The following is a 13759-nucleotide window of genomic DNA, read 5'->3' on the forward strand; positions in this document are numbered from 1 at the left end:
GGGATGCCAACGATGAGGAAATACCTCTTTTCAGCAGGGTTCGCGTTGCTTGTGGCGGCGACATCCCTGTCGATGACCGTGATGACGCCGCCGGCTTTCGCCAGCGAGATCAAATACGTCGTCAACGACATAGCAATCACCAGTGGTGACATCGCCCATCGTGCCGCCTTCCTGAAGCTGCAACACAAGAAGGGCGACGCTGCCCAGGAAATGATCGACCAGACGCTGCGCCTCGCCGAGGCCAGACGGCTTGGCATCCGTATCAGCGATGCCCAGGTTGAGGCCGCCTATCAGCGCTTTGCCACCAACAACAAGATGCAGCTCGGCCAGCTCGACGGCGTCATGGAAAAATCCGGCGTCAGCAAGGACCATTTCAAGGAGTTCATTCGTGCCCAGATGGCATGGAACCAAGCCTTGAGCGCGCGTTACCGCTCCGGTGAAGGTGGCAGCGTGACCGAACAGGACGCGGTGCGGCGCATGCTTGACAAGGGCGGCGCCAAGCCGAGCGCCATGGAATACATGCTGCAGCAGGTCATCTTCGTCGTGCCAGCGGCCGAACGCAGCGCGACACTGGCCAAGCGCAAGCGCGAGGCCGATGCCATGCGTGCCCGCTTCAACGGCTGCAACACGACACGCGAGTTCGCCAAGGGCCTGATCGACGTCACCGTTCGCGACCTCGGCCGGATTCTGGCGCCGCAACTACCGCCGGACTGGGCCGAGCAGATCAAGGCGACCAAGGTCGGTGGCGCCACCGTCACGCGCGAGACCGAACGCGGCGTCGAATTCATCGGCATCTGCTCGTCGCGCGAAGTGTCCGACGACAAGACGGCACAGATGGTATTCCAGAGCGAAGGCTCCAACGACAAGGCCGCCGACGATCTCAGCAAGAAATATGTTGACGAGCTGAAGGCTAAAGCCCGCATCGTCAAGCGCTGACGTGGGCCGCGCGATGACCGCGCTGGCGTTGAGCGTCGGCGATCCGTCCGGTATCGGCCCTGAAATCGCCATCGCCGCCTTCCTTGCGCGGGACGCCGTCGGCTTGCCCCCCTTCTACCTTCTGGCCGACCCGGCCGTGGTCGCGGCGCGCGCGCGCCACCTTGGCGTTTCGCTGCCTGTCCAGGAAGTGACGCCGGTGCAGGCGATCGAGGTCTTTGGCCGCGCCTTGCCGATCGTTCCCCTGACGGAGCGCTTCATCGACAGCCCCGGCCGGCCAGACCCCGCCAACGCAGCCGGCACCATCGAAGCGATCGACCGCGCGGTCGAGGCCTGCCTTGCCGGCGAGGCGGCCGCCGTGGTGACTTGCCCGATCGCCAAGAAGCCGCTCTATGATGCCGGCTTCCGTTTTCCCGGCCACACCGAATATCTGGCGCATCTGGCGGCTCGGCACAGCGGCGTCGAGGCGATGCCGGTGATGATGCTGGCAGGCCCGGACTTACGCACGGTTCCCGTAACCATCCACATCGCCCTGGCCGACGTGCCGAAGGCCCTGAGCACCGAATTGATCGTCGCGACCGCACGCATCACCGCGGCCGACCTTGCCGGCCGCTTCGGCATCGCCAGGCCTCGGCTCGCCATTGCCGGCCTCAATCCGCATGCCGGCGAAGGCGGCTCCATGGGCATGGAAGACGAGCATATCGTGCGCCCAGCGGTCGACACCCTGCGCGCTGAAGGCATCGATGCTTTCGGGCCCTTGCCCGCCGACACGCTGTTCCATGCCCGGGCGCGGGCAGGCTACGACGCCGCACTGTGCATGTATCACGACCAGGCGTTGATCCCGGCCAAGACGCTGGCCTTCGACGAAGCTGTCAACGTCACGCTGGGCCTGCCCTTCATCCGCACCTCCCCCGACCACGGCACCGCCTTCGACATCGCCGGCAAGGGCGTGGCGCGGCCGGACAGCCTGATAGCGGCGCTGAAGCTCGCCAGGAAGCTCGCCGACATCGACGCGAAGGCCGTCGCCGCATGAGTGCTTCCGCTTCCGGTCTTCGCGCATGAGCATCGATGGGCTGCCACCACTGCGCGACGTCATCGAGCGCCATGGGCTGCAGGCGAAAAAGGCTCTCGGCCAGAACTTCCTGCTCGATCTCAATCTGACCGGCAAGATCGCACGCAGCGCCGGCGACCTGGCAAATGCCACGGTGATCGAGGTCGGGCCCGGGCCTGGAGGGCTGACAAGGGCGCTGCTATCGAACGGCGCCCGCCGGGTCGTTGCCATCGAGCGCGACGAACGCTGCCTGGCTGCGCTTGCCGAAGTCTCCGCTCATTACCCCGGTCGGCTGGAGGTGATTTCGGGCGACGCGCTGAAGACCGACTTCGCGGCACTCGCCTCGGAGGCCGACCACGGTCCGGTCCGGATCGTGGCCAACCTGCCTTACAATATCGGCACGGAACTGCTGGTCCGATGGCTGACGGTCCCAAACTGGCCGCCCTACTACGCCTCGATGACGCTGATGTTCCAGCGTGAGGTCGCCCAGCGCATCGTGGCGGCACCCGACAGCGATGCCTATGGCAGGCTGGGCGTGCTCGCCGGCTGGCGCACGCAGGCCAGGATCGCCTTCGACGTCCCGCCTCAGGCCTTCACGCCGCCACCCAAGGTCACCTCTTCGGTGGTGCACCTGGAGCCGCGCACGACACCCCTGCCCGCCGATGTGAAGAAACTCGGCCGAGTCACGGAAGCCGCCTTCGGCCAACGCCGGAAGATGCTGCGCCAGAGCGTGAAAAGCCTCGGCGGCGAGGCCTTGCTCGAACGAGCGGGGATCGACCCGACGCGCAGGGCGGAAACACTCAGCGTCGAGGAGTTCGTGCGGCTGACCAATGCGGTCTAACTCCGCTCTCTCCGTTCACGGGGAGACGATGCCGGCAGGCAGATGAAGGGCAGTGCGAAGTTGCGAAGGTATGGTGCTGCCCCTCGTCCGGTCCTTCGGGCCACCTTCTCCCCGTTGACGGGAAGAAGGAAAGGGCGATCACACCGTTTTCTCGTCCAGCAATCCCGACACGAAATCGAAGAGACCCGGCCGGCGGTCGCGCCGCAGCCGCTCGGCAACGACGATGCCGCGCACTTCGGCGAAGGCACGGTCGAGATCGTCGTTGACGATGACGAAGTCATATTCCTTCCAGTGCTCGATCTCGTTGCGGGCGTTCTTCAGCCGCGTCTCGATCACCGCTTCCTGGTCCTCGGCGCGGCGCTTCAGCCGCGCCTTCAATTCTTTCATCGACGGAGGCAGGATGAAGATCGAGACGATGTCAGCGCGCATCTTCTCCTTGAGCTGCTGAGCGCCCTGCCAGTCAATGTCGAACAGCATGTCGCGGCCCTGCGCCAGCGCCAGTTCGGCCGGCTCGCGCGGTGTCGCGTAGCAATTGCCGTGCACCTCCGCCCATTCGAGGAGCGCGTCGGAATCGCGCAGCCGCTCGAATTCGCGCATCGTGCGGAAGTGGTAGTGAACGCCCTCGATTTCCGAACCCCGGCGCGGCCTTGTGGTAACCGAGACCGACAGTTCAAGGCTTGAATCGCTCTCCAGAAGGTTGCGCGCGATCGTCGACTTGCCGGCCCCCGATGGAGACGACAGGACGAGCATCAACCCCCGGCGGCGGATGCGGGACCCCAAATCCCTGGGAACCATCGGTTCCTTGGCAACCATCGGCTACTCCAGATTCTGGACCTGTTCACGAAACTGGTCGACCACGGCCTTCAACTCCAGCCCAATCGCTGTGACTGTCGCGGCGTTCGACTTGGAGCACAGCGTATTTGATTCGCGGTTAAATTCCTGTGCCAGAAAATCGAGCTTGCGGCCGACCGCGCCGCCGCCCTCAAGCAAGGCCCGGCCAGACGCGACATGCGTTTTCAGCCGGTCGATCTCTTCGCGAATATCGGCCTTGGTGGCAAGGAACGCCGCCTCCATGTGCAGCCGGCTTGCATCCAGATTGGCGGATGCGTCCATCAGCAGCCTGACCTGCTCGGCGATGCGTTCGCGGATCACCGCCGCATCGCGTGACGGGTCAGCTTCCGCGCGCAGGGTCAGCGTCTCGATAGTATCGACATGGCCGGACAAAAGCACGGCCAGTGCTGCGCCCTCACCGTGCCTGGCCTGTTCCAGGCCGTTCAGCGCCACGTCGAGCGCGGCCATGATGGCGGCGTCGAGTGCGGTCCGCGCCTCTTCGGTCTCGATGGTTTCAGGTACGTCGAGCACACCACGCAGCGACAGCAATCCGTCAGCCGTCGCGGGCGCGACGCCGAACTGCTCCTGCAGCCGCTTGGCCAGGCCGGCAAGATCCTTCAGAAACGCCTCGTTGACGATAGGTTGCGCCTGCGTGCCGGAGGCGCGGCCGATGGTCAGCGTCGCCTGGAAATTGCCGCGGGCGAAACGCTTCTGCAGCGTTTGCCTGACCACAGGTTCCAGCCGCTCGAATCCTTGGGGCAGCCGCAGTCGCACCTCGACGCTCTTGCCATTGACGGATTTGACTTCCCAGGCAATGGAGGTGCCGTCGTGCTCGGCGACGGCCCGCGCGAAACCGGTCATACTCTGCAAATTCATGTCGCCCGCACATCCCTGGCGCCTCACCCTGAAACCGGTTTTCCGGTAGGGCAAGCGCGGCTTAAAATGACTACGCCGCGAACGCGTCGAAATCGGACGCCTGGCGTTCTCTCAAATGTCAGGCCGCCGCCTTCCAGGCAACGCCTTTCTTCACATTACTGGGCCGCGCCCGCATCACCGCCGGCATCGCCATTGTCGCCGCCGCTGGCATCGCTGTCGTCGGCTGGCTTGTCTGCTGCAGGCTTGTCGGCACTGCCGCTGGTACCGGCGGCAGCGGCGGCCTTGGCTGCGTCATCGGCCTGCTTCTTCTGCAGCGCGCGATAGCGGGCGACGTTTTCATTGTGCTCGTCCAGGGTCGCGGCAAAGACGTGGCCGCCCGTGCCGTCGGCGACGAAATAGAGATCGTCGGTCTTCGACGGATTGGCCACGGCTTCGAGGGCCGCGCGGCCGGGATTGGCGATGGGTGTCGGCGGCAAGCCGCTGATCACATAGGTGTTGTAAGGCGTCTGCTTCTGGATGTCGGACTGGTAGATCGGACGGTCCGCCGGCTTGCCCTTGCCGCCAAACAGACCGTAGATGATGGTCGGATCGGACTGCAGGCGCATGCCCTTGGCCAACCGGTTCAGGAAGACGGCGGCCACGCGTGAGCGTTCATCGCCCTTGCCGGTTTCCTTCTCGACGATCGAGGCCAGGGTGACAAAGTCCTCGACGCTGGCCAGGGGCAGATCCGGCGCGCGCCGCTGCCACACCTCATCGACCAGTTTCTTCTGATCGGCGAGCAGCTTGTCGACCATCTGCTGGCGCGTTGCGCCTCGCGTGAAGCGCAGCGTGTCGGTGGCAAGACTGCCCTCGGGGGGCGTCTTCGACGGCATATCGCCGCTCAGGGCGGGTTCGTCGGCGATGCGCTGCAAAGCCTGCTCGACCGTCAGCCCTTCGGGAATAGTCAGCGAGTACATCACCGACTTGCCACTCTTGAGGAGCTCCATGATGTCGCGCATGGACGCCCTGGGCTTGATCTCGTATTCACCGGCCTTGAGCGCGGAATCGTTGCCGAAGACACGCACGCCGAGGCGGAACACGCGGGCGTCGCTGATCAGTCCGCGGCGCTCAAGCTGGTCGGCGATATCCTGGACGCCGGTGTTGGGCTTGACGAGGAAGGTGTCGCCATTGGCGGAAGGGCCGGGTTCGGTAAACTCCTGCTTGCCGAAATAGAGGGCCACGCCTGCCGCCAGAACCATCAGCATCACCGAGGAGATGACGAAGTTCATGAACACGACGATCTGGCTGCGCGAAGCGCGCGACCGTTTCGGCGGCGGCGTTCCAGCCTCCGGCCGCAGCGCCTCGCTTGCCGTCTTCGGCACGATCGGCCCGGCATTCGCCGGCCTTTGCCCGAATTCTCCGTTGCCTGACGGATTTGTGTTCATTTCGCCCTACCGTTCGATCTCTCAACGAATCCCCTGCGGCAGAGTAGGGGCGAATATGGCAAAATTGACGGCACGCCAAAGCACCGCCCGGCAGCTCGGTCAGCCATTATAACGCTGGAAGACCAGCGAGGCGTTGGTGCCGCCGAAGCCGAAGGAATTGGACAGTGCCACGTCGATCTGGCGCGGGCGCGGCTTGTTCGGCACCAGGTCGATCGCGGTTTCGCGCTCGGGATTGTCGAGGTTGATGGTCGCCGGTGCGATATTGTCACGGATGGCGAGGATCGAAAAGATCGCTTCGGCGGCACCGGCCGCGCCCAGCAAATGGCCGATCGACGACTTGGTCGACGACATCGAAATCTTGGAAGCCGCATTGCCGACCAGCCGCTCGACAGCGCCGAGTTCGATCGTATCGGCCATGGTCGAGGTGCCGTGCGCATTGATGTAGTCGACATCGGCCGGCGTAAGCTTTGCCCGCTTCAGCGCCGCGGTCATGCAGCGGAAGGCTCCGTCGCCATCTTCGGCCGGCGCGGTGATGTGATAGGCGTCGCCGGTCAGACCGTAGCCGGTCACCTCGGCATAGATCTTGGCGCCGCGCGCCTTGGCATGCTCGAGCTCTTCCAGAACCACGACACCGGCCCCCTCGCCCATGACAAAGCCGTCGCGGTCGCGGTCGTAAGGCCGCGAGGCGGTTTGCGGGGTGTCGTTGCGCTCGGTCGAGAGTGCCCGGCAGGCCGCGAAGCCGGCGAGCGAAAGTCGGGTCACCGGCGATTCGGCGCCGCCGGCCAGCATGATGTCAGCATCGCCGAAGATGATCAGCCGGGCTGCGTCGCCAATGGCGTGCGCGCCGGTCGAGCAAGCGGTGACGACAGCGTGGTTGGGGCCTTTCAATCCGTGCCTGATCGACACCTGGCCTGACACGAGATTGATGATGTTTCCCGGAATGAAGAACGGGCTGATGCGGCGGGGGCCGCGTTCCTTCAGGATGATCGCGTTCTCGGCGATGCCCTCGAGACCGCCGATGCCGGAGCCGATCAGCACACCGGTGGCGCAACGCTCTTCTTCGGTGGAAGGCTGCCAGCCGGAATCCTTCAGCGCTTCATCGGCGGCCGCGATCCCGTACAGGATGAAGTCGCCGATCTTGCGAAGTTCCTTCGGCTCGAGAATGGCTTCGGGATTGAGCGTACCGTTGGAGCCGTCGCCACGCGGAATGACGTGGGCGATCTTGCAGGCAAGATCATCCACCTCGAACTCGGTGACGCGCTTGGCAGCGCTGCGGCCGGTCAGCAGTTGCTTCCAGCCGTGCTCGAAGCCCATGCCGAACGGCGAAACCAGGCCAAGGCCCGTGACGACGACACGCCTCATCGCAGGTCCTCCCCGGTGACGACTGCGGAAAGCGTCAGGCCGAAGCCTTGTCGATGTACTTCACCGCATCGCCAACGGTCAGAATGGTCTCTGCTGCGTCGTCGGGGATCTCGACGCCGAATTCTTCTTCGAACGCCATGACGAGTTCAACCGTGTCGAGGCTGTCAGCGCCCAGATCATCGATGAAGCTCGCCTGCTCCGTCACTTTGTCGGCATCGACGCCAAGGTGCTCGATGACGATCTTCTTGACGCGCTCTGCGGTGTCACTCATTTGGGGCATCCTCGTCTTTTGTTTGTCTGTCTTCGTTAGCGGGCGGAATGCCGCTAATCAAGCTGAAAGATGGTCCTGCCGGAAACGCAACGGCCACGGACCGGTTTTTGCCCGAACCGCCGGGTTGCGGGCCGCATTACACGAAAAATTGCCGAGGTCCAAGCCGAAATGGTGGGTTTTCACAGCGCGGCGATGTTGCTGCCGGAGCTCGCTCAGATCATCGCCATGCCGCCATTCACGTGGATGGTTTGCCCGGTTACGTAGGCGGCCTCGTTCGAAGCCAGATAAGCAACGGCGGACGCCACTTCGGCACTGGTGCCCATGCGCTTCGTCGGGATCGCCGCCATGATCGCCTCTTTCTGCTTCTCGTTGAGCTTGTCGGTCATCGCCGATTCGATGAAGCCCGGAGCGACGCAGTTGACGGTGATGTTGCGGGTGGCGATTTCCTGCGCCAGCGATTTGGACAAGCCGATCATGCCGGCCTTGGAGGCGCAGTAGTTCGCCTGGCCGGGATTGCCGGTCACGCCGACCACCGATGTGATGTTGATGATGCGGCCATGGCGGCGGCGCATCATCGGGTGGGTCAGTTCACGGGTCAGCCGGAAAACGGCGGTGAGATTGACCTCCAGCACCGTATCCCAGTCGGCGTCCGACATGCGCACGAACAGGCCGTCCTTGGTGATGCCGGCATTGTTGACCAGGATATCGACGCCCTCGAGATCGGCCTCCGCCTTCTGGCCGAGTGCCTTGACCTCGTCACGGTTCGACAGGTTGGCCGGGAACAGCTTGACCCGATCGCCCAGTTCGGAGGCCAGCGTTTCCAGTTTCTCGACGCGCGTGCCGTGCAGGCCGACGATCGCGCCCTGCGCATGCAGCACCCTGGCGATCGCCTCGCCGATGCCCCCCGATGCGCCGGTGACAAGCGCCTTGCGGCCGGTCAATTCGAACATTTTTGTCTCCAGGTTGAGAAGAGGGCGCCCCTTATAGGGATGGTCTCAAATGGCGCTTTATGCAAGCGCCGCAAGTGCCGCCTCGACCTCGGCCGAGGAACCGACGGACGCGGTGGCGATATCGCGGTTGATGCGGCGAGCCAGTCCCGAAAGCACCTTGCCGGCACCGATCTCGTAAAGCGTGGTGATGCCGTTGGCGCCGAACCATTCCACCGTTTCGCGCCAGCGCACGCGACCGGTCACCTGCTCGACCAAGCGCCCGGCGATCTCGTCGGGATCGGTCGACGGCTGCACCGATACGTTGGACACGACGGGAACGACTGGCGCGGTCTTTGCCACGCCGGCAAGCGCCTCGCGCATGACGTTGGCCGCCGGCGCCATCAGCGCCGAATGGAAGGGCGCCGACACCTGCAGCATCAGCGCACGCTTGGCGCCCTTATCGGTGCACAGTTTCGCTGCCAGCTCGACCGCGACCTTTGCACCTGAGATGACCAGCTGGCCGCCGCCATTGTCGTTGGCGATCTGGCAAATCGAGCCCTTAGCGGCCTCGGCGCAGGCATCTTCGACATCGGCCTGCTCCAACCCGATGATCGCCGCCATGGCGCCCTCGCCGGCCGGCACCGCCGCCTGCATGGCGTTACCGCGAATGCGCAGCAGACGAGCGGCATCGGCGACGGAAACGAAGCCGGCGGCGGCGAGTGCCGAATATTCGCCCAGCGAATGGCCGGCGACATAGGCGACCTGGTCCTTCAGCGAGAAACCGCGCGCTTCCAGCGCCCTGATCGCCGCCAGCGATACCGCCATCAGGGCCGGCTGCGCGTTGGCCGTCAGCGTCAAGGTCTCTTCGGGACCTTCCCAGATCAGCTTCGACAGGTTTTCGCCGAGCGCATCATCGACTTCCTGGAAGACCCTGCGCGCTTCGGGAAAGGCATCGGCGAGATCCTTGCCCATGCCGACAGCCTGGCTGCCCTGTCCTGGAAAGGTAAATGCGACGGCCATGCGAGGGCTCCCCAGACTGGTTCTGCTTGCGTGATACTACGAATTTTCCCTGCCTGTGACGCAAGGCAGGCCGCCAAGTCAAGCCACTTCAGCCCATGCCGAAGGCCGTATCCTTGAGCGAGAGCCTGTTCCGAAAGGGCTTTTTGGCGATCACACCTGATGAAAACCGCTCACGAATCGTTTGCTGGCTCTTCTTATTTCCGTCACAGGCGCTAGCTTTGCGTGACAATTATATGACAATCGAATGACGTGGGTTGTCTTTGGGTGGGAAGTTAAAGTGGCAAAGAGTTCGAAACGTGCCGGCAACGCCGCGCCGCAATTCCTGGAAGACGATCCGTCCACCGGCTATCTGCCGGGCCGGAGATGGCCGGTCGTCCGCTACGGGCTGATCAGCCTGGCGATCTCGGCCGTCATGGTGTTCGCCATCGAACTGATCGTGCGCGGTGATGTCGCCGGCACCGTTTCCTTCTTCCTGCAGCCGTTCAAGCCGGGCTGGACCACCATCGTCGTGTTCGCGCTGGTCTTGATCGGCCTCGATGCCGTGCTCGGCCGCAGTCATCAAAGCCTGATGATCGTCGCGCCGCTGACCCTATCGCTGGCCTTTGTCGGCCACCAGAAGTCGCATTATCTCGGCGACCCGCTCTATCCGACGGACTTCCTTTACGCCCGACAGATCTTCGCGCTGTTGCCGCTGCTGGTGCGCGAGCGGCCAATGACCGCGCTCGCCATGGTCGCGGGCATCGTGGTCGGCCTGTCCCTGCTCGTCTACGGCTGGCGTCTTTGGCGCCGCAAGGTTCCAGCTCTCAGCCACAAGGGCCGCCTCGCCCGGCTGACGCTGGCGGTGCCGCTGCTCGCCTTCTTCGTCTCAATCATGGACTACGCCACCTTCTCGTGGACCAGGGACCGGCTGCAGATCATCCCGATCATGTGGGACCAGAAGGAAAACTACGCCTCCAACGGCTTTGCGCTCGCCTTCGCGCTCAACGTGCCGATGGCGCACGTCTCTGCCCCGCCGGGCTATTCCGACAAGGCAATCGCGGCGATCGACAGGCCCGATGTGAGCGCCTCGGTGCCGGCCCAGAAGCCAGACATCATCATCGTCATGAGCGAATCCTTCTGGGATTCGACCAAGCTGCCCGGCGTCACCATCACGCCCGATCCGATCCCCAATGTGCGGTCGCTCCGCTCGGGCTCGATGTTCTCGCCCGAATTCGGCGGCATGACCGCCAATATCGAATTCGAAGCGCTGACCGGGTTCTCGAACGCCTTCCTGCCGGCCGGCAGCATCCCCTACCAGCAATATGTACGCACCCCGACGCCGTCGATGGCGACCTTCCTGAAGAGCGAAGGCTATAGGGCACGCGCCATCCATCCAGGCACCAACTGGTTCTGGAATCGCGGCGCCGTCTATGCCGATTTCGGCTTCAACGACTTCAAATCGGAAGAAACGCTGCCGCCCATGGAAAAGCGCGGACCGCTGGCATCCGACGCCGCGATGACCGACGAGATCATCCGCGAAGCCGACGCCAGCGACGACCCCGTCTTCTTCTTCGCGGTCAGCCTGCAGAACCATGGCCCGTATGAGCCGAACCGTTATTCGAACCCGACCCACTCGGTGCAGGCGCCGATCAGCCAGTGGGCGCGTGACTCGCTGCTCTCCTACGCCGAGGGTTCAGCCGACGCGGACCGCGGCCTCGAGCGGCTGATCGAATGGGCCAAGACGCGCGAGCGGCCAACGATTGTCGCCTTTTTCGGTGACCACCTGCCGCCGCTCGGGCCGGTCTATGTCGAGACCGGCTTCCTGAAGGACAACGTCGCGCCCCGCAAGGAACCGACGCCGGAGGCCGCTCTCGAACATCACGCGACTCCGCTGATCATCTGGTCGAACCGTTCGGGCCCGGTCGAGAATCTGGGGACGGTGAGTCCTGCGTTCCTGCCCTATCATATCCTCACCGCCGCGGGCATCACCCACCCCTACTACACCGGCTTCCTGGGCGAGATGCGGGAGCGCTATCGCGTTGTCGACCGCAACCTGCTGCTCACGCCGGCCGGCGCGGCCACGGCCGACTGGTCGCGTCAGAAAGAGATCGACCCGGCGATCCGCGACTTCCGGCTGATCCAGTACGACATGATGTTCGGCAAGCGCCATGCCGCGCCCGACTTCTTCCCCGAGACGGTCGACAAGGTTGTCGCCCACACGAGTTGAGGTCTGGACCCCCCGGATGTATCGCGCGCTCTCGGCATCGGGCGCTCAATTCGTCAGTTGCAGCTTCGAGAACTTGTTGGCGATCTGCTGAAAAACATTCGGCAGCTTGGCCGGATCGTTGACGGCATAATAATCGCTCGGATCGGAAGCGCAGGCGCTGTAAAGCGTGCGGTTGGCAGCGGTGTCGGACTGCAGCACCATCGTGTAGATCTGCACGCCCTGGTTCTTCAACTGCGTGCAGACGCTCTTCGTCCAGCCGTCGACATTGCGGGCCGCCGTCGTCTGATTGTCCGACCCGAAGCGGCCACCCGCCAGATAGCCGTAGGATGTGTAGTCGGACTTCGTCGATTGCTGGCTGGCGCCGTAGACGACGTTCTCACCGTCGGTGAGCAGGAGTACGATCTTGCTGACGCCAGGCGTCTTGAATGGCGCGCCGCCGGTATAGGGCGCGCCGGGCGAGAGCACCCGCATGCCCCAGGACAGCCCCTCCGAGACGTTGGTGCCGGAGCCGTTCCATTCCGTCATCTGGCTCGCCGCCTTACGCAATTTGTCGAAATCGTCGGTCAGGGGAACGACGGGGGTCGGGCAGGAACGGTTGGGACCAACGGTGACGGGAGTTCCTGTCTCGGTGATAAGTTCCTTGGCCGGCGCCACATATTTGGCAACCTGTTCCTTGGTGGCTTTGTCGGGATCGCTGTCGAGGCCGCTGAAGTCGATGCCGAGCCGGTTGTCGCCTTTCTGTTTGTCTAGCTTGACCGTGTCGCTGGCGTCGCTGAGATAGGAATTGTTGTAGTACTTTGCCTCATTGCCATAGGAACTGGACGGCATCTGCGCATCTCCCGGATCATCCGGCGCAAAATAGGGAACGAACAGCGTGTCGGGCTTAGCCGGGTCGGGCGGCGTGTCGGAAATGTTGTAGGCGCCGGCCCGCGCCTCCACGCAGCCCTTCGATCCCGTGTCGTTCCATCCGGGCTCGGCCCATCCGGTGTCCTTGAGCTGCCTGAACAGGGCCATGTGGTTCGGGCGCTTGCCGTCGATGACGGGGAAATTGATACCGTTGGTCGAGGATTTGCCGTCCATGTCGATCCAGGACGGATCGAACCCGTCGCCATTGACGTTCACGGCCGTGACGAAGGGAACCAGCGAGGCACGGACCTGGCGCGTCGGCGACTTTGTCGATTCGAGCGTATCCAGCAACGACTTCGTCGCCGTCCTCAGAGCCGTCATGCGGGCGCCAGCCATCGAGCCGGTATTGTCCAGAACCAGCACGACTTCGAGCTGGTTATTGGACTCGGCCGCCGAGGCATCGACCACGATGTGCTTGCTCTGGCCAAACAGGAAAGCGAAGTTCAGATTGACGTCGGCCGAGGCGACCGCCTTGGTCTTGATGAAATTGACGCCCCTATCGACGGTCAGGGTCGCCTGCGCGTTGACGAGTTCGCCATGGCCAGCGATGTTGGCCTGGAAATAGCGGTCGAAAGCATCGGTGCGGGTCATGTCGAGATCGCCAAGATGCGAGGAGGCAAGGTTTGCCGCATCGATCGCGTTCTGCAGGTTGCTCTTCGCCCGCATCATGGTCGAGACATCGGTCGCGAAGGCCACTGCCGACAGAATGGCGGGTAGCCCCAATCCCATGAGAAGCGCGAAATTGCCGCTCTTCGAGCGCCAGAACCTGTTGAGAAGCATCCTTACCCCCGAAAATGCTTGCCGCTTGTCATGCACGGCTGTCCGGGCTTTTGCACCTTTCATAATGAATCGACCGTTGACGGCGGAGGGCAACCCTGCGCAACCTGACATTGTGGTTAAGGTCCGGTTGCCGGGGAAAATCGCCGGGCCTTGCTGGCGCCGCGGCTTGATTTTCTGGTGGTTGCGACATCGGGGACGCCGCTTGCCCTTGCCTTATCGGTGGATTGCTATATAGACGCCGCCAATCTGCCGGTCCCAGCTGGGGGCTGAACGGAGGGCCGGAGGTTTTTTCGAGAACCTTCGTGTGAAGCCAGAAGCGCTTCCGCCTC

At 63.7% G+C, this 13759-nt stretch carries 12 protein-coding genes; 4 read left to right on the forward strand and 8 right to left on the reverse strand.

Going from position 1 to position 13759, the window contains the following annotated elements:
- Window positions 1-3: 3 nt before the first annotated feature.
- Genes EN851_RS09405 through rsmA form a run of 3 tightly spaced genes read left to right on the forward strand, consistent with a single transcriptional unit; the run spans window position 4 to window position 2825 of the window.
- Window positions 4-936: a peptidylprolyl isomerase gene (locus tag EN851_RS09405; RefSeq protein WP_167531199.1), complete on the forward strand. Its 933-nt coding sequence runs from the start codon at window positions 4-6 to the stop codon at window positions 934-936.
- A 13-nt stretch (window positions 937-949) separates the two neighbouring features.
- Window positions 950-1966 (forward strand): 4-hydroxythreonine-4-phosphate dehydrogenase PdxA, encoded by a 1017-nt coding sequence (gene pdxA / locus EN851_RS09410; protein ID WP_189343618.1) that lies wholly within the window; start codon window positions 950-952, stop codon window positions 1964-1966.
- A gap of 25 nt (window positions 1967-1991) precedes the next feature.
- A complete protein-coding gene (gene rsmA, locus EN851_RS09415) occupies window positions 1992-2825 on the forward strand; it encodes a 16S rRNA (adenine(1518)-N(6)/adenine(1519)-N(6))-dimethyltransferase RsmA (RefSeq protein WP_127276074.1) in 834 nt (277 codons plus the stop codon).
- A 138-nt stretch (window positions 2826-2963) separates the two neighbouring features.
- Here the strand turns inward: rsmA and gmk are convergent, their stop codons facing one another.
- From gmk to fabD, 7 genes are all read right to left on the reverse strand, one after another.
- Window positions 2964-3620 carry a guanylate kinase gene (gene gmk / locus EN851_RS09420; protein ID WP_027053294.1) on the reverse strand — a complete coding sequence of 219 codons (657 nt, stop codon included), beginning with the start codon at window positions 3618-3620 and terminating at the stop codon, window positions 2964-2966.
- 21 nt (window positions 3621-3641) lie between these two features.
- On the reverse strand, window positions 3642-4532 hold the full coding sequence (locus tag EN851_RS09425) for a YicC/YloC family endoribonuclease (RefSeq protein ID WP_135929046.1): 891 nt from the start codon (window positions 4530-4532) through the stop codon (window positions 3642-3644).
- Between the two features lie 155 nt (window positions 4533-4687).
- The gene (mltG, locus tag EN851_RS09430; RefSeq protein ID WP_135929047.1) at window positions 4688-5956 is read right to left on the reverse strand and encodes an endolytic transglycosylase MltG; all 1269 of its coding nucleotides are present in this window, start codon (window positions 5954-5956) and stop codon (window positions 4688-4690) included.
- A gap of 99 nt (window positions 5957-6055) precedes the next feature.
- Window positions 6056-7318, reverse strand: coding sequence for a beta-ketoacyl-ACP synthase II (gene fabF / locus EN851_RS09435; RefSeq protein ID WP_127871434.1), 1263 nt, complete (start codon window positions 7316-7318; stop codon window positions 6056-6058).
- Between the two features lie 34 nt (window positions 7319-7352).
- Window positions 7353-7589: an acyl carrier protein gene (locus EN851_RS09440; protein WP_006203723.1), complete on the reverse strand. Its 237-nt coding sequence runs from the start codon at window positions 7587-7589 to the stop codon at window positions 7353-7355.
- A gap of 212 nt (window positions 7590-7801) precedes the next feature.
- Complete coding sequence (gene fabG, locus EN851_RS09445) at window positions 7802-8539, reverse strand: 3-oxoacyl-[acyl-carrier-protein] reductase (protein WP_135915339.1); 738 nt, start codon at window positions 8537-8539, stop codon at window positions 7802-7804.
- A gap of 57 nt (window positions 8540-8596) precedes the next feature.
- Complete coding sequence (gene fabD, locus EN851_RS09450) at window positions 8597-9538, reverse strand: ACP S-malonyltransferase (protein WP_127871432.1); 942 nt, start codon at window positions 9536-9538, stop codon at window positions 8597-8599.
- A gap of 244 nt (window positions 9539-9782) precedes the next feature.
- Between fabD and EN851_RS09455 the strand changes: the two genes are divergently transcribed.
- On the forward strand, window positions 9783-11744 hold the full coding sequence (locus EN851_RS09455; RefSeq protein WP_127871431.1) for an LTA synthase family protein: 1962 nt from the start codon (window positions 9783-9785) through the stop codon (window positions 11742-11744).
- A gap of 45 nt (window positions 11745-11789) precedes the next feature.
- Here EN851_RS09455 and EN851_RS09460 read toward each other — a convergent pair whose 3' ends face one another.
- On the reverse strand, window positions 11790-13430 hold the full coding sequence (locus EN851_RS09460) for a pilus assembly protein (RefSeq protein ID WP_135929048.1): 1641 nt from the start codon (window positions 13428-13430) through the stop codon (window positions 11790-11792).
- Between the last annotated feature and the right edge of the window lie 329 nt (window positions 13431-13759).

Source organism: Mesorhizobium sp. M8A.F.Ca.ET.208.01.1.1, assembly GCF_004791315.1.
In the GTDB taxonomy this organism is placed as follows: domain Bacteria; phylum Pseudomonadota; class Alphaproteobacteria; order Rhizobiales; family Rhizobiaceae; genus Mesorhizobium.